Annotated in this window: 14 protein-coding genes; 3 read left to right on the top strand and 11 right to left on the bottom strand. The window is 47.1% G+C overall.

From position 1 onward, the window contains the following. Nucleotides 1-9: 9 nt before the first annotated feature. The 9 genes from WEB64_RS16400 to WEB64_RS16360 form a co-directional block, all read right to left on the bottom strand. On the bottom strand, nt 10-1188 hold the full coding sequence (locus tag WEB64_RS16400; protein ID WP_368059522.1) for an acyltransferase family protein: 1179 nt from the start codon (nt 1186-1188) through the stop codon (nt 10-12). 370 nt (nt 1189-1558) lie between these two features. Then, on the bottom strand, nt 1559-2719 hold the full coding sequence (locus WEB64_RS16395) for a glycosyltransferase family 4 protein (RefSeq protein ID WP_368059524.1): 1161 nt from the start codon (nt 2717-2719) through the stop codon (nt 1559-1561). An 87-nt stretch (nt 2720-2806) separates the two neighbouring features. After that, the gene (locus tag WEB64_RS16390; protein ID WP_368059526.1) at nt 2807-3742 is read right to left on the bottom strand and encodes an ATP-grasp fold amidoligase family protein; all 936 of its coding nucleotides are present in this window, start codon (nt 3740-3742) and stop codon (nt 2807-2809) included. 133 nt (nt 3743-3875) lie between these two features. Then, nucleotides 3876-5681: an ABC transporter ATP-binding protein gene (locus WEB64_RS16385; protein WP_368065680.1), complete on the bottom strand. Its 1806-nt coding sequence runs from the start codon at nt 5679-5681 to the stop codon at nt 3876-3878. Nucleotides 5682-5746: 65 nt separating this feature from the next. After that, nucleotides 5747-6916, bottom strand: a complete 1170-nt coding sequence (locus WEB64_RS16380; RefSeq protein WP_368059530.1) for a glycosyltransferase family 4 protein — start codon at nt 6914-6916, stop codon at nt 5747-5749. A 1-nt stretch (nt 6917) separates the two neighbouring features. Beyond that, on the bottom strand, nt 6918-7955 hold the full coding sequence (locus WEB64_RS16375; protein WP_368059532.1) for a polysaccharide deacetylase family protein: 1038 nt from the start codon (nt 7953-7955) through the stop codon (nt 6918-6920). Nucleotides 7956-8161: 206 nt separating this feature from the next. Beyond that, the gene (locus tag WEB64_RS16370; protein ID WP_368059534.1) at nt 8162-9205 is read right to left on the bottom strand and encodes a sugar-transfer associated ATP-grasp domain-containing protein; all 1044 of its coding nucleotides are present in this window, start codon (nt 9203-9205) and stop codon (nt 8162-8164) included. 543 nt (nt 9206-9748) lie between these two features. Next, nucleotides 9749-10240 carry a sugar-transfer associated ATP-grasp domain-containing protein gene (locus WEB64_RS16365; protein ID WP_368059582.1) on the bottom strand — a complete coding sequence of 164 codons (492 nt, stop codon included), beginning with the start codon at nt 10238-10240 and terminating at the stop codon, nt 9749-9751. Nucleotides 10241-10248: 8 nt separating this feature from the next. Continuing rightward, the gene (locus WEB64_RS16360) at nt 10249-10791 is read right to left on the bottom strand and encodes a hypothetical protein (RefSeq protein WP_368059536.1); all 543 of its coding nucleotides are present in this window, start codon (nt 10789-10791) and stop codon (nt 10249-10251) included. Between the two features lie 316 nt (nt 10792-11107). Between WEB64_RS16360 and WEB64_RS16355 the strand changes: the two genes are divergently transcribed. Together WEB64_RS16355 and WEB64_RS16350 are read left to right on the top strand one after the other, a co-directional pair. After that, nucleotides 11108-12259, top strand: coding sequence for a glycosyltransferase family 2 protein (locus WEB64_RS16355; RefSeq protein ID WP_368059538.1), 1152 nt, complete (start codon nt 11108-11110; stop codon nt 12257-12259). 9 nt (nt 12260-12268) lie between these two features. Further along, nucleotides 12269-13450, top strand: a complete 1182-nt coding sequence (locus WEB64_RS16350) for a DegT/DnrJ/EryC1/StrS family aminotransferase (protein WP_368059540.1) — start codon at nt 12269-12271, stop codon at nt 13448-13450. 80 nt (nt 13451-13530) lie between these two features. Here WEB64_RS16350 and WEB64_RS16345 read toward each other — a convergent pair whose 3' ends face one another. Next, nucleotides 13531-14202, bottom strand: a complete 672-nt coding sequence (locus tag WEB64_RS16345) for a THxN family PEP-CTERM protein (RefSeq protein WP_368059542.1) — start codon at nt 14200-14202, stop codon at nt 13531-13533. A 376-nt stretch (nt 14203-14578) separates the two neighbouring features. Between WEB64_RS16345 and xrt the strand changes: the two genes are divergently transcribed. After that, complete coding sequence (gene xrt, locus WEB64_RS16340; RefSeq protein WP_368059544.1) at nt 14579-16153, top strand: exosortase; 1575 nt, start codon at nt 14579-14581, stop codon at nt 16151-16153. A 25-nt stretch (nt 16154-16178) separates the two neighbouring features. Here xrt and WEB64_RS16335 read toward each other — a convergent pair whose 3' ends face one another. Further along, complete coding sequence (locus tag WEB64_RS16335) at nt 16179-16544, bottom strand: fibronectin type III domain-containing protein (protein WP_368059546.1); 366 nt, start codon at nt 16542-16544, stop codon at nt 16179-16181. Nucleotides 16545-16949 lie beyond the last annotated feature (405 nt).

The following is a 16949-nucleotide window of genomic DNA, read 5'->3' as shown; positions in this document are numbered from 1 at the left end:
GGTAAACGTTCAGGCATTTGGTGAGGAGGGTGATCCCATTCTATAGTTTAAGGTCTGAGGGAGTGTGATAGTTTTGGAGAATCGATGTGATGGTGCTTCAATAAATTTATACATTATCCATGCTGAGAAAACGGATATGGACACGCCAGCCACCAACGCTATCCAGGCTTGCCATGGAGAAAAATCCGCGCCGTTCAGCTCATGCAACAATTTTATGAATCGCCACCCGATAACGGCGTGAAGCAGGTAGATGCTATACGAAAGTGTCCCAAGAAACTGCGGAACAGCACCTGACAGCCAGTTATCCATGCCCTTTGTCTGCGCTGCAGCATAGACTGTGCAAATTACAAAAAAGGTAGCTAAACCGTTGTCTGCTCCCGAGTTGACATCAAGGAAGATGGCGATTAAAAGCATTCCCATAGCTGAAAAAAAACACCAAACTGGTGTTTTACCAAGGATATGGAGCGTTAGGAGGCAGCCAATGAAAAATTGCCACCATCTATTGATGAATAATCCTGTAGTTGGATTCTCAGCAGCCCCAAAAAAAATTGCTAGCGACCATGTGAAAGCTGAAAATCCTGCTATGACTAAAATGGTATTTACGGCTTGCGTATATAGTATCAATCTTCGTGCATAACTTGCCAGCATCAGTGTCCCTACCAAAACAATATAAAATTGGAATTCGTAGCATAACGTCCAGAAAATTGAAACGATGTTGCCATACCCTAGAAGATCTTGTGCATAAAACAAATGCGAGATAATAGTAGGAAGGTCCGGAACGGGTGTGTCAAGGCTCGGGAAGAGGGCTAGCCCGATGTATATGAGGGCGATTTCTATTAATATCGTTACCCAGTAGGCTGGGTCGAGCCGTATAGACCGACGGAGTCCGAATCTGGCAAAATAACGAAGAGAAAAATCGCCATTACGTATGCTGAAAGATATAACAAATCCGCTGAGAACAAAAAACACATCTACGCCCAAATATCCGTATGAGAATAGCGTGTCAATCCAATGCCATGCCCAAGAACCTGCGGTTTGAGCGACGGCGTCATAAAAATGAAATAGGACAACAGCAAGTGCAGCGAAAGCCCTCAAACCGTCAATAAAGACAAAGCGCTGACCAGAGAGGTTGACAGCTTTTTGTGCGTGAAAGGAAGTATCGGGTTGTTGGTTGATAGGATCGAACATAAGATATCCGGTTAAAGGGTTTATTTTTTGCTATCCGGCTCCGAATCGCTGTTCTACGCTTTCAGATTTCACGAAAAGCGGTCTCAGAGCAATCAAAGACGCCGATAAATGACTGTTTGCATTACTTTGGAGGTATAACTTTAGTGATCCCGCCATGGGAGATGCCTTGTGCGAGATCGAATCCATGCGGCACTTCGACGAAATGCGGACAAAAAACGAACAAACAACGGGATAACTATGTCAAAATTGCGTAATAATAGCTTTCATCCGAGTTGAAAAGCGATTCAGCGACAAACCCGGCGTTAATTAGACCTTCCTTAGAATTTTGTAGGACATTATTATGCTTGGCGCGGACAAAATACTCACAGAGTTAAGCTTGCTGCACCATGCTATGTTCAAGCGTATCGAACACCCTGATTATTGCGTTTGCTTGGGCGGCACGTGAATAATGTTTTATTACCCGTTCTCTGCCTTTTTTGCCCATCTGTATTCTAAGCTCTGGGTTGCTCAGGAGCTGACTCAGTTTATTAGCTGCGTCGCTGTAGTCACTCACGGTAAAGGAAAGGCCGGTCTCATTGGTGATGGTTTCGTTTAAACCAGGTAAATCGGAAACGAGAAGAGGAAGCTCCGTTGCTGCCATTTCTAAGGAAGACATAGGAAACGAATCCCACTCGGTTGAAGCGATCATACCAATGGCGCAGCTCTTAAGTATGCAGGGTAAATCGTCTCGATATCCACCGAACGTTACGTGGTTGTTTACTTCAGTGTCCTTTAGGTAGCTTGAAAAAACCTCTTTTTCTCCGGGCCTGTTTCCCAAAATAAGAAAATGAACGTTATGCTGATGAAGATCCTGCAGCAATGCTTTCGCAGCTTGGAGGATAATATGTACACCTTTTCGCCGCTCCATATGACCAGAGAATATAACGATTTTTCTGTTGTATGGTATGTCAAGCTGGTCATGCGCATATGTTGATTTGGCAGGATCAGGTGCATACTTTTCAGTATCAATTCCGGTTTTAACAATAGAGCATTTTGGAAAAGGTATCCCTCTCCCGTTTACAGCGGTTTCACGCATGCCCTCCGATTGAAAAATATAATGGTCGGGTCCTAAGCGAAGTAGTGATACTTCCAGCCTTTTTAATAGCAGCTTGACCCCCCTATTTAGGGAGCTGATTGGCGCACCCCAATATGAAACAAAGGTTTTTACGCCTCCCTTCCGAAGAGCCCGGTATGCGGGCAGGGATACTGGCTGGTCGAAGCCCAGTACTCGAGTAATATTGTGGCTGCGAACATACTCCTCAATCCACTTTAATTGGCCGACCTCGGAGCAGCGGGGATTTAGTTGGATGACGTTGGTGAGGCTTGGTGGCAAAGATGGTGTCAATCCACCGTCGAGGCTTGCATAAGCAAAATGCACTTGGCGAATATCACCGGTGAAATGCTTAGCCACCTCAAGAAAAGTATGTTCGTGGCTGGAGGCGGCATAGCCAGGATTGGATTCACAATGAAAAAGCACCATCATACCTGTCATGATATTACATCCTCTTTTTTGCAACGATGACTCTTATACCGCTCTATATATGCCATCAAATTGAATGGATGATAACCTGCGTGTTCCTTAATCCTTTTTAAACTGGCTGGTGGTTAACTTATTGAGCAGATTAATGGCGTTGATGCTAAGTCGGGACTTGAGCGGAATCTGCGCACAGGCGACGCTAAACTTTTCTCCAAAGATGTAATCAAACTCCTCGGGGGCAAAAGGAGAGAACCCGCCTCCTGGATAGAACGTTATCTCGGCAAAATAAAAACCGTCGGGATTCGCAAGAAAGTCAACTCTACAAAAGTTGAAATCAGAAGATAAGTCCTTAGCTATTCGGAGCATATCCTCAAAAAAAATAGGGCGGCCCTCTGCGGAATTACTTTGAACGTTATTACCTTTTCTGCAGTCCAACCTATGCCAACTAACATCGTAGATATCGAGTGCATGTTTGTCGCTGCGGTTCGAATCAACCTGTATGTATAAGGGCAAGCCTGAAAAGCAGAAGAACTTAAAATCTTTCAATGGGGAACGAAGAAAGCGCTCAATGATAATTTTCGGTTTGATACCTTTGTAAGACCACTCCCGAAGCTTCTGGTAGTGGTTATGGCGCATCCATTCTTCGAGCAGTGCACCGACCTTCTTTTCATCGATTAGCGACTTATTTTCACAAATGTAATTTGTGTTCCATGAGTGGTTACATTTGATCACAAACTCATTTGGCAAATCTTTAAAATCAATATCTTCGACTCGATCATACACCGCAATCAGATGATTAAGTATCGCTTCATGACCTTTGGCTTTCACATATTGCCTGACTTCGTATTTATCCGCCAGATTGGTCATCCGTGAATCTCTAACGTAAAGCTTTTGTACCTGAAGTTTTTCGTTAAATGTTTTCGGGTTGTAAAAATCAATATGCCTGCCAAAAGCATCAAAAAACTGTCGGTCAACAACAATTTCGTCGCTTAATAAGTTACGAATTAACCCTTTAAGTTTTTGTGAAATGGTCTGCATATTTGTACAATTTCCTAAAGTTTGTATATCACTTCCACGTTTTCGACGATCTTTGAATGCGAAGAAGTCTTATGTTTTGGGCCGCATTCTGATGAACAGATTGGCTTATGTGAGCGATCTGTTCAGCTAATTATTACGGTGATTCAACCGAGTGCGACACCATTTCCCGGAATTGTTCGTTTTTTGAGGTCAGGTCTTCATAAGTACCCATGTCATCTATCTGACCCTCAGCCATCAGAATTATCTCATCCGACATTTTGATAGAAGCTGGTCGATGAGAGATGACTAGTATGATTAAATCATGTTTTAAATCGTTTAACGTTTTCATCAATTTGTATTCTGACTCCATATCCAGCGCACTTGTAGGCTCATCAAGCACAAGGAGATCAGTTTTTTTGTAGAGGGCCCTCGCAATGCCTATGCGCTGACGTTGCCCACCACTTAATAACTTTCCGTCCTGCCCCAGGTTTGAATAGATACCTTTGGGCAGTTTTTCAACAAATTCTTCGGCATTTGCAAGCCGCAGGACTTTGTTTACCCGTTCCACATCAATATCGTTTTCAGGAAGGCCGAAGGCGACGTTGTTAATTACGTTGTCATCAAGAATAAATATATTTTGGGCTACGTAACCGAGCTTTCGTCTAAAGGAGGGTAGCCTTTCTTTAGTTAGGACTTCGCCGTTGACGACGAGATCGCCGGAACTTAGAGTCAATAAGCCCAGAATTATGTCAGCAAGAGTGGACTTGCCAGATCCGGAATGCCCGACCAAAGAATAAATTTCTCCTCGCTCCAGGGTGACCGACACATTTTTGAGTGCGGGCGCGCTGTGTGCATCGTAGGAAAAGTTCGCCGAGGAGAGCTCAACACGGTGGATGTCTAGGGGTTGCACGGATTCTGACGAAGCCTTCGGCGTGGCGACGCCTGATTCTATCTGCTTGCGTATAATCTGTGCTACCGAGCCATGTCCGCTGAGGCTTGCCATTGACTTATAGATTTGTTGCATAGTTGGCAATAACTTGTAACCCGCCAACGCATAGATACTCAGGATAGGCACGACAGAGCGAATATCGTCCTGGGTGACTAGCAAAACGAGGGCCAATATTAAGATGGCGCCGAAAGAGATCGATTCAATGATAAACTTTGGCAACTCACCGGATAATGCTATAAACGCTTGGGACCGTAGCCCTTTAACGTTTATAGTATTGAACTGCTTTATATATTTATCTTCCATTGCATCAAGTTTTACATCTTTTATTCCAATGAACGATTCGGATAATATGCTTTGAACTTGATTATTCTTATCTGAAATTATTGCACCATGATGTGATAATTTTTGACGAAGAACAATATAGGTCACGAGATAGGATCCGCCGATCAGTACCCCCGCGACCACCGCGAGTAGGGGGTCCAGAACAAGCAAGCCGATCATGATCAATATGGCAACAAACAATTGCGCTGTCAGCAAGAGGAAAGGTTGAACAAGCATGTACACAAATCGTGGTATCTGATGAGCCACCACTGAGATTTTTTTGTTATAGTTTTCTGTTTTATGAAACAAATAGTCTTTGAGTAGAAAGTTGCGGTAGACTACTTGTTGCAGTCTACTTCCCAATAACACGGAAAATTTATAGCTTAGCCATATTGTTATACCTGCAACTCCGTTTGACAACAGAATCAATATCAACGATCCGGCGGCGGCAGCCATTATAAATTGAAGGTCGTTGGTGAAGCCTATGGTTTCGTATATGTAAGAAAGAATCTCATTGGTGTGGATAATGTCCGGATTGGAAAGTATAGAAATGAACGGCCCTATACTTGCAATCCCGATCACCTGGAAAAAAGCGGCGATAAAAAACACGAACTGCAGACCGATATATTTCCTTTTGGTTTGGCCATCAAGCGCAGCCAAAATATTTTTTATCACACTGAATATATACATGAATAGACTCTGATAAATACTGCTTGCGACATTCCGATCACATGGAAGATCGGGCTAGCCGCTGCTTATGTGTTTTGGGTTAGGCGTTGCTTTTTCTGAGAGATAGCTCGGTAGAGCGCTTCGTAATTTTGTACATTCTTACGTTTACTGAACTCGTTTTTGACATGCTTCTGTCCGTTGGCTTTGAGCTTACCGGCTATTTTCGGCTGCTTGATGAGCTTTGCAAGTCCCTCGGCGTAACCCGTTGCGCTGTGGTTTTCTACCAGCAGACCGCAATTGCCGTAATTCAGAACTTCCGGTATACCGCCAGCGTGGTGGGCAACCACGGGTACGTTTCGTAGCAGTGCTTCCAGCAGCGTCATCGGCAAGCCCTCGTGGTCAGACGGCATGATCAACGCATCCATGGATGCCCATTCAGGTTCCATATTCTGGACAAAACCCCGGAAATCAATAAAATTTGCCACGCCTTTGGTTTCTGCGTACTGCTTCATGGTTTCCAATAGCGGACCGTCTCCGCAAATTTTGCCTTCGACTTTCAGGTGATGGTCGATTCTTAGTCGGGCAATGGTATCAATAAAAAGGTCAATGCGCTTGACCGGTACACAGCGACCAACCAGGGCAATGGTGTACGATGCCTCTGAGTCTTCCTGCTCATGAACTGGCTTCAAAGGTGAGCAGGATACCGTTTCGTCAGTATTAATAAAATTCCGGATGACGACGATCTTATTGGGATACCGTGGTTCCAGTACAGTTTTTAAATGCTGAGACACCGCAACCACTGCGTCCTGGCACAATTTTGTCAATGTGTGGTCCAGCAGATGGGTGATTTTTTTCTTGGGGTCTTGCCAGGTTGGCTGATGCTCAGGGCTACCATGCACGGTCTGAATGCTGCGTTTAACGCCGCTCAGGTATCGAGCGATAGTACCGAGTACGTTCTCCTTGAAACCATGAGTGTGAAGAATATCAGTGGAGTGCTGCCGCAAGTGCCCGCAGATGATTTTAAGCTGCTTGATAGGCGATAACGCTGATTCATCCGCAATGGTAACGTCAACACCCAATGCACTGAGTTTTTCAAAAAGGACGCCGGGGTTAAAGACAACCACGGTCGGTTTGATGACATCATTGGCCTGAAGTCCGGAAATGAGCTGAAAGGCTTGCGCTTCGGCACCTGCCCAGAGATCTCCTGAGACAACATGGGTTACTACCAGCTTTCTGTCTGCGCCACGAGCTGCCACCTTACGGTCTCCCGAGCGTCGCCAGAAAGCTCAGTGGCGTATTGCCGTTGCCATCATGGAAGTTGAATCGGCGCAGACCGAAGGGGTCGGAAGGGGTTTTGTTCCAACCGCTTCTGGTGGTACACGCACCGGTGAAATGCCCCTGTACGAGCTGCTCCCCTTTACCGGTGATGTCGCCGTTCGGATAACAGAAAATATTCACAGGTTTAAGACCGAGTTCTTCAAGATCCGTGCGGCTGCCAACGATCTCTGTCTCGAGATCGGCCGGGTTTGCCAGGTGGTTCAGGCGATAATGGTGCCGGGTGTGTGCTCCGAAAGTCACGAGCCCGCTTGAGAGCATGGTTTCGAGCTCTTGTTTGTTGAGCAGCGGCCTGGCGTTCAGATTGGCTTGGCTGAGCTCTGGGATGGCATCGCGCGCCTGCTCGAGGTTTGTCTCGATGGTGTGGTCATCCAACGTCTTGAGTCGGTTGATTACTGAGTCGGCCTGAAGAATCGTGTAACCCGACGATTGATTGGTATTTTGCGGATGATTAGCGAGGTAAGGGCGCAGCCATTGGAGTGCTTCGTGATCAAGATGCCGGGTGTGGTTGATCAGTAAGTCCAATACCTGTTCTGGCCAGAACTGCCAGGCTGTATTAATGCGCCGGGAGACCAGAAATATGGTCGCGGGCACGTTGTGCTTTTTGAGCACGGGGAACGCATGTTCGTAGTTGTCCTGCCAGCCATCGTCGAAGGTGACGGCGACCGCTAATCGAGGTAACGTTTTGTCCTGGCGTTGGGTGTTCAGCCAGGTATCCAGTGAAACGAACTCGGCCCCGAGCCTTTTTAGCAGGCTGATATGCATATCCAGAGCTTCCGGGGTAGCTATCATGCCGGGTTGTTCTGTCTGCCTGAGGGGGGACTGGTAGGGCAGTATGCGATGGTAGGTCAGGACGAGAAGGGACGGAGAGCCCTTGGCCTTTATTTTCAGCAATGCAACGGCGGCGAACAGGCTATTGCGGGCCTGTTTTAAAATCTGTTTCACCATCTGCACGATCACCAGTCCTCCATGACGCAAGAAATCAACGGCTCACGTGCCGTCGGGATAGCGATCGATAGTACCATGTCTTGCGACCTCTATCATTTTACATAAGGTTAACTTCGGTGAGGATTGAGCGTTTCTCTATGATGCACGGTACAGTGTTATGGCGCTCCCGCACCGATTGGGGGTTAACACCGCTGGTGAAACTCGCACCGCAGTTTTCATTAACGAAATTTCTCCCATCCTAAATCTACGAAGGCCGGTCCTTGGGTCGCTTCAGTGAGTTTTATGCCATTGTGTCCACCGTTCCACTCTAAAACCACCACTTTACCATCCTTATCTAGAATTACGTCCCACCCAATACATCTTACGAAAGGCACCTTCAAGTGGAGGGAGGTGGCAACATCAACGCAACTTCCAAAATTCGGTATTTTTACATTTGAAAAGCTTTTATGGCTAGTGGGATGTGAGTGAGTAGTTGTCCAGGAGGACATATACCCAATATCGTTCAGCTTTCCTGTCTTTAAATCAACAGGAATGTTCACGGCAGTGGCCGATTGAACGTGGGTATCATGCTCTGCCCCTAAACGAAGATAGGAGCCCCTGGCTGATACCTCACCTTCATCGTTGATTGCTGTAGTAATACGAATTGTTGCGACGGATTTTTTTGTGAATTCATCAAATAATGGATGTTGATCTACATATCTTTGAAAAAGGCCGTTGCCTAAAAATGCGAAATCTTCAATGTTGAAGCTGGTCCTGTCAAAGAAATGGATTCCTTGACCCTTAAAAGACTTATCGGCTTTAAATATGACACGGTTACAATCGCTAAATAATATTTCCTTGAACTCTTTTGGAGAGCGAACTCGATAATCTCGATCAAGAAACAATCCGTTGGTAAAGCTCCCTATGTCAGGAAACTCTTTCGCCTGGAAAAAAATGGTGTTGAGCGGCTTTAAGCTGGCGCAGTCACCATAGTGGCCTTTAATATTAGGAATTACTTGCGACCCATAAAAGTTGTCGGGTATCCATCCCTGCTTGAACTTTCCTGCCATAGTTGAATAAACGTAAAGCCACGGCGCATATTTTTTGTGGCCTAGTATCTCTATTGCATAGTCGTCGCACTCACGGATCAGCTGCTTTGACAAGGAGGCATACTCAGGTTCAATATTTTTTAAGACTTGACGTACTTGATATGCATGAGCTTCGTGATATGGTAGGTCTCTATTCCGAGCTATTCTTACCACTTTTTTTACGATATTTTCCATCATTTAATCCACAGTTGAGTGATTTCTTATGCTTCAATAAATATACTTGCAGGCCAGTTTGCTCGGCCTGTAGGAGGGGCATTGCGAGCCGCCAATTATAGATTAAACAAGCTGTACGATAAGCAACCCCTTATGCGGAACACTAAAGACCTCATCGCCAACCGTGCGTAGTGGTGCAGTTCATTTTGGACGCTATCATCATACACATAGCCAGCCTTGGCAAGGGCTTAACGGTTCTCGCAGAGGTATCCGATGTGCTATTATTTTGCCTTAGCTTCATCAGGTGCAGGGGGCGGGCGCTGGAAGTGGTATTTTGGCTTGATGTGCTCGCCCGGCATGCGCGCAAAAGGCTGTATTCGCTCCTTGTACAGGTGAATTGCGCCATCGTCCATGCTTCACTGGCCCGAGGTCATGAGGAGTAAATAATGTGTGTCCGAAAACTGGAAACGGTCAGGTAATAACCAGTTTTGGCGGTAGTTACTTCGCTCCGGTGCTATCGGAGCTGGCCTGCGAAGCTTTTGAGGGTGCTATGAGAAGTCCTGATTAACGGAATTTTTCCCACTTCATGTCTACAAAAGCTGGCCCTTGGGTCGCTTCAGTAAATTTTATCCCGTTGTGTCCACCGTTCCACTCTAAAACAACCACTTCACCTTTTTTGTCTATGGTGACATCCCAGCCTATACATCTTACGAAAGGCACTTTCAGATGGAGAGAGGTAACAACATCAACGCATTTTCCAAAACTCGGTATTATTACATTAGCAAAACTTTTATGGCTTGTTGGATGTGAGTGAATTGTTAGATAAGATGGCATATACCCAATCTCATCCAGCGCTCCCGTCATTAAATCGATAGGGATTCTCACCTCTGTGGCCGACTGCACGTGAGTGTCATTCTCTGTGCCTAAGCGAAGATGGGAGCCCCTGACTGATGTTTTACCCTCATCGTCGATTACTGTCGTTATGCGAATTGTGGCGACGGATTGTGGCGTGTATTCATTAAATAATGAATGTTGTTCTATATAATTTTGAAAAATACCGTTGCCTAAAACTTTGAAATCTTCAGCGTTAAATTTGGCTCTGTCAAAAAAAAAATCCCTTTACCTTTTAATGACTTATCAGCTTTAAATATAACATTATTACAATCTCTAAATATGATGTCCTTGAAATCCGTAGCGGAGTGAACTTGATGAAATTTATCAAGAAAGAATCCGTTGATGAAGCTTCCTATGTCTGGAAACTCTTTTGCCTGGAAGAAAGTTATGTTTAGTGGTTTTAAGCTTGCACAGGCACCATAGTGGCCGTTTAGGTTAGGAACTACTTGCGATCCATAAAAGTTGTCGGGTATCCATCCCTGCTTGAACTTTCCTGCCATAGTTGAATAAACGTAAAGCCACGGCGCATATTTTTTGTGGCCTAGTATCTCTATCGCATAGTCGTCGCACTCACCGATCAATTGCTTTGGTAGGATGCCGCGCTCAGGTTCAATGTTTTCTAATATTTTGCTTACTTGATATGCATGAGATTCGTGAAAAGATAGCTCTTTATTCAAAGCTATTCTTAAAGCTTTTTGTACGATATTTTCCATTTTTGATCCACAGCTGAGCGAGTTTATATTCTTCTAATGCAAGCATTCGCAGGCCAGCTTGCTCGGCCTGCAGGAGAAAGTATTAGGAGCTGTATTTTTATTAACCACTCGTTAAAAGCCAAACAATCTGCACTACCAACAACAAACGCCTGATGCGGAATACTAACTACCTCATCCTTAATCGTGGGCGGAAATTTAAGTGTAGTCGGTATGGTCATACATTTAGTCGGCATTGGCAAGGGCGGAGCAGCTCTCTCGAAGGCAACATTGTGCTACTATTGCGCTTCAAATTTGGTCAGATACAGGAATGATTCGGATGTTAGAAGTAGTGTTCTGGGTTGCAGTGTTAGGGTCTCTATACAGCTATTTTATCTATCCGCTGGTGCTTATGGCTTTGCCTGAAAAGCGTGAGCTTCCCAAGAGAACTGCCAGCGCTGAGCAGGCTTTCACCCAGGGTGCCGCGCCATCTGTTTCTCTGATTATTACGGCCCACAACGAAGCGGGGCGAATTCGCCAAAAGCTTGAGAACACACTCGAACTGGTCTACCCGAACCTTGAGATTATCGTGGCGTCCGATTGCTCTGCCGACGAGACGGATAACATTGTACGGGAATATGACAGCCGGGGAATCCTGCTTTCCAGAACCAATGAGCGACTGGGTAAAGAGAACGCGCAGAAAGATGCCATTGCCATGGCAACTGGCGACATTATTGTGTTTTCGGATGTCGCTACCAGCATTCCACGGGATGCCATAAGTGCGTTGGTTCGATACTTCGACAACCCCACGGTGGGTGCGATTTCCAGTGAAGATGTCTTTGTCAGCCGTGACGGCGGCGTAGTAGGCGAGGGCGCCTATGTGAAATACGAAATGTGGCTGCGCAAACTGGAGTCACTTCGGGGTGGCCTGGTTGGCCTCAGCGGATCGTTTTTTGCTGCCCGGCATGTGCTGTGTCGGCGCTGGGATATTCACGCGCCCAGTGACTTTAATACGGCACTGAACTGTGCTCTGGACGGCTACGTAGCGGTTTCTGCCCCTGACGTACTCGGCCACTACCAGGACGTAGCAGACCCCGGTAAAGAATATCAGCGCAAACTTCGTACAGTTATTCGGGGCTGGACTGCTTTGGCCAGGCACCCGGAAGTACTGAATCCGGCCAAGTTCGGTATGTTCGCCTGGCAGGTATTCAGCCACAAGCTGATGCGTTGGGCCGTACCCTGGTTTTTGGTCGTCCTGTTCGTGGTGTCCGTTATGTTGGCCGGGAGTGGCTGGATCTATAGCCTGGCGTTGCTGCTGCAGATCGTTTTTTACGGGGTTGTTTTGGCGGCCCATTTATCGCCAGCTATACGGGCGAAAGGCTATATCCGGATTCCGTATTTCTTTGTTCAGGTAAATTATGCCATCGCCCACGCTACCCTGCAGTTTATGGGAGGGCGCAGGATGACGGTCTGGTCGCCTTCCCAGCGATAGGAGCGTAGCGTGGGTCTATCCAAATTACGGCCGGTAGGAAGCCGGGTGCCCTTACCGAAACCCGGTTCAGTAGTTCTGGCTGGCCCTTGGGCTGACCACTACGAGTTGCAATTTATTAACAGCGGAACCGCCGCGCTTTCCCTGGCAGTCCAATTAGCTGCCGCCCACCGAAAAGCCCCGGGAAAGCCTGAAGTGATTCTCCCAGCCTATGGATGTCCGGATCTTATTGCCGCCGTAGTGGCTCAGGGAGCTTGTCCGGTTTTGGTGGATTTGACGGAAGATCGGCCATGGATGGATCTGGAGGCAGTTAAACAGGCTTTATCTGATAACACCGTGGCTATCATAGCTGTCGGATTTTTGGGAATATCGGAGCGTTTGACTGCTCTAAGACGAATTGCGGACGAAGCCGGTGCTGTTTTAGTCGAGGACTCCGCTCAGCTGTTCCCACCTTTTTCATCCGATAATGGCCTGGCCGATTACATCGTGTTGAGCTTCGGACGGGGGAAGCCCATAAATCTGATGGGTGGCGGAGCGTTGTTGATTCGCAAGGATCATGCAGCAAAGAGCGCGAGCGTTATATCAGAGCTCCCGGAAACCGAGGTTTCAGGAAACAGCGTCTGGCTGCTGCGCCGTTGGGTATTTAATCTGCTGCTCTCAAAACCACTCTATGGGCTGATGGAACGCATGCCTTTCCTCGGCATCGGACGAACCGAGTATCATCCGTTGGAAGTATTAAACCGTCAGCGTCCTGTTAAAGGCTTGCTGGAGGCGGGCATCGAAAGCTTCAACAACCGTAAGGATAATGGAGCGGTTTACACGAGAACTCTATCGGAACTTAGTGTTAAGGGTTGGATTCTTCTGCCACAGGTGTGTACTGAGGGGTGGTCACCTGGAAGCGTCGCCTCATCGCGATCCATATTGCTGCGCTACTCACTGCTCGCTCCCTCTAGCCAGATTCGCGACATGGCGCTTATTGAACTTAACCGTCGTGGCATTGGAGCAAGTGTTTTCTATGGGCGGGCGTTACCTGCATTAGACGGCGTTAACGAAACAGTTGCCATCGCTGATCCTGATGTGGGTTTTTCTTACGCGAGCGATTTTTCAGAGCGACTAATAACGCTTCCGACCCATGAGGATGTGAGCTCCCTGGATATCGAAACTGTAACTTCGGTATTACTTTCAATGAGCTAAAATAAATCCCCCAAACATTCTTGAGGGATTCTTTTAGTACGTGCTACTCGTCCTTGAGTTATGTGATTATTGGTTACAAATCAGACTTTGCGGCGACGTGACGCTGCCAGTCCAACAAAGCCAAGCCCGAGCAGCGCGATGGTGCCTGGCTCAGGAACTTGGGCTGCGGTGAAGATGCCTCTCAGGTCCGCAGTGTTTGCCCCATTTTCAGTAGTACTGAACTGACTTTCGAGCGAATCACCAAGATGGAAGCCGGTCAGATCAAGGGTGTAAGACGTTCCGTCGACTACAAAGCTTTCAGAGGTATTGAGGGCGGCAAACGTGACTATGTCATCGCAGCAGCCTTCGCCGGTGTTCTGGGTTTCGCTATGCAGAAAACTGAAAGATTGAGCGTCGCTGAACTCTTGGCCATCAATGGTGACATCAAAGAACAGGTTTAGCACAGCACTCTGAATGCCGCCCCCGCTGTTGAGAGCATAGTTCAAATGAGTGAAGTCCCCTAGAGTAAACTGGGAATCAAGAGCAGGCGTTACGGGTGTTTCTACAGCGTCAAAACGATAGCCGCTTTGGAGGCCAGCGTCATTGGATGGAACTCCCCAAGAGATCTCGTTGGTGCCTTCTCCTGATACGTTTTGGCCACCAACAATATCGCTCCAATTGCCGGAGATGTTGTCGACCGAAATCATCGCAGCAGAAGCCGGTATTGCTAAAGAGCCAGATAGTACACCGGCGCAAAATAGAAGTTTATTCATTTTAAATCCTTGGTTTCGTTTAGGTAAATCAACTTTCCGCTGTCGTACTCTACACTTGCGCTATTTGTATTCCAGTTAAATAAAATACATTAATTACAGTTGCTTGAGTTAATATATTAAAGTCGTTTGGTATGTATAATAAGTATGTGTAAATTTAACGTCACATGTACATTTAATAGGGCTTTAAAGGAGGGGGTAACTTTTGGCACTGCTGCCGTTCAGGTTTGCTGGGCTCTCGCTAAACGCCTGGCGAATTGTGAGATTAAAAAAAATTTGCCGATTATCGAGCTAATTGATAACTGGAGCGGGTGAAACATCACTCTAAACAGAGTACATTCCGGTTACGTTTATTCATCAAAAGCTGAGAACCCTACACATGGAACGTATCCGCAGTTTGGCTGGTTCACGCTGGTTTTCGCCCTTCCTGTTTTTAATCATTTTTGTACTGGCTACCTGGCCCGCCTGGCTAACACTGGCAGACCGTTGGCTTAAATTTGATGAATCCTATTCCCACGGTTTTCTGATTCTGGCGGTTAGCCTGTATCTCAGCGTAGCGACCTGGCGTCGTGAGCGGCCTCGCCCCGGATTTTACTGGTTTTGGATTGTGCCCCTTCTTGCCGCTACAGCGGTTTATTGTGCTGGCCGTATTCTATTGGTGGGGACTTTTGAGCAACTGGCGTTGATTCCGATTTTATTGGGTGGTCTGCTGGTTCTTTGGGGTTGGCGTCAGACCCTGCCTTTTCTTGTGCCCGTCGGTTTGATGGTTTTCACCTTACCGTTGTGGGATTACCTTTCATGGCCATTGCAGCTGGTGACGGTTGCTGTGAATCAATTCATGCTCTCATGGTTTGATATTGAGTTTGTAGTTGAGGGTGTTTTTGTTTACTTCCCTGATATTGGCGCGTTTGAAATTGCAGAAGGCTGTTCCGGGCTGCGTTACTTCCTGGTTGGTATGACGCTGGCTTTCTTATATGGGGAGCTGAATTTTGATCGCCTGCGCAGCCGGATTCTGATTCTGGCGGCAGCAGTGCTGCTCGCACTGGTAGCGAACTGGGTACGTGTTTTTGTCATTATTTATATGGGTCATGAAACCAACATGACTTCTTCATTGATCGATGACCACGACATGTTTGGTTGGTGGGTTTTCGCCGCAACCTTGGTACCTCTGTTTTTCTTCGCTCGTCGGCTGGAGCTTCTGGAGAGTCGGGCCGAGGCGGCTACTAACGTCGAAAAATCACCAAACCGCATGGTAGAGGGCAGACACAACGCTCCTCAATTCGGATTGGCATTCGCCGTTTTACCATTGCTGGCTATTGTCGCTGTGTCATGGCTGGCGTTGCCTTCAGAAGCTGATTCTGAGACCTCGAACATGCGGTCGCACAGTGTCTCTTTGGTCGACACGGATACCTGGCTACCGCTTTTTGGGCAGAGTCTGAATGGTTGGCAGCCCAGTATGCAGCGCCCGGACAGGCTACTTGAAAAGACTTACGTGAAACGGGAGAGCCTTGGAGAGAACGGCGGGGAGGGAGAGCAGCTATTTGTCGCCCTCTACACTTATAACTTCCAGCGGCCCGGGGGCGAGGTGGTTTATTACAGAAACCGGCTTTATGACTCGTCCACTCAACTACCAGAGCAAACATTTAACATTGAGGCCGGCACGGCAGCTCCGATGGGTGGCTTAACCCTTCGCTATCGCCGCTCGGATGAGGTAATTAATCTGGCTTATGGCTATTACGTCGAAGGCCGCTGGGAAACCAACGAGTTGCAGGCCAAACTTGCCCAACTACCCGGCATACTTAACTCCCGAACCGATGCCTCCCTCTTGGTGATCGGATTGCGCTGTGACGGCTGTGATAGCAAAGAAAGGCTGAAGGAGCTCGCACCCGATATCCAGATGCGAGCGCTCAATTATCTTGATGACCTTTATGATTCTCCCGACGATGCTTCGTAAAGCCTCCTCGTATCCATCATGACGCTCAATTTAATTTTTTGGTCACCAGGCCTGAAGGGGGGCTTTTCAGGCCATTGTCATCCACGACCACAATGGAGAAGTGCCAGCGACCCTGACGGAGACTCTTGAAGCGGTATCGTGTTTCATCACTGTCCACTTTCTGGAGTTTCGACAGATCCTTGGCGCTCATTCCATAACGAATTTCATAGTGATGAATTTCGCTGAGTGCTATTGAGCTGCCATCCATCCGCGTTAGAGGCGCCGTCCAGGACAGGTCCACGCTATTGAGAGAGGTGCCTGGTTGTGGTTGTTGTGCCGAGGCTGAACTGTAGGAAAAACTGCAGGTACCGGCGAGAAATAACGTAAGTCCCGTACGGAGTAGCGTTGTCATGGCTATGAGTCGGTCTCTTTTATCGATGAGTTAATGCAGCAGTACCAATGCTTGCCTGGCCTGCTTTATAGCTAAGGCACCTCTGATTAACTCTTGGATCATCTTTGGCTTGCAGAGCGATTTAGGAGTTAATCAGAGGCTCCCTAAGTGTCTTGCTTTTATACGGTAACTACTGACTTTTATGTAATGTATATAGGGTAATTCGGTTGACGCGGTGCGGCTTAATTAAAATTTGTTCAATTTGTAACACAAGTAGTTGAAAAAGTATTTTTCACGAAAAGAGAATCGCAACTTAAGTCGCTGCTACAAAGGCAGGCGGGGTTTACGAGCTGGTTCAAACGTTAAATCCTGGATGGACCTGCGTGCAGTACAGCGACGCAGGTCATCTTCAGAAAGTGGTAAGAG

This window comes from Marinobacter sp. (assembly GCF_040882185.1).
Lineage (GTDB): Bacteria > Pseudomonadota > Gammaproteobacteria > Pseudomonadales > Oleiphilaceae > Marinobacter.
Note: the sequence above shows the minus strand (reverse complement) of the source record. Positions and strands in the feature narration are given on the sequence as shown.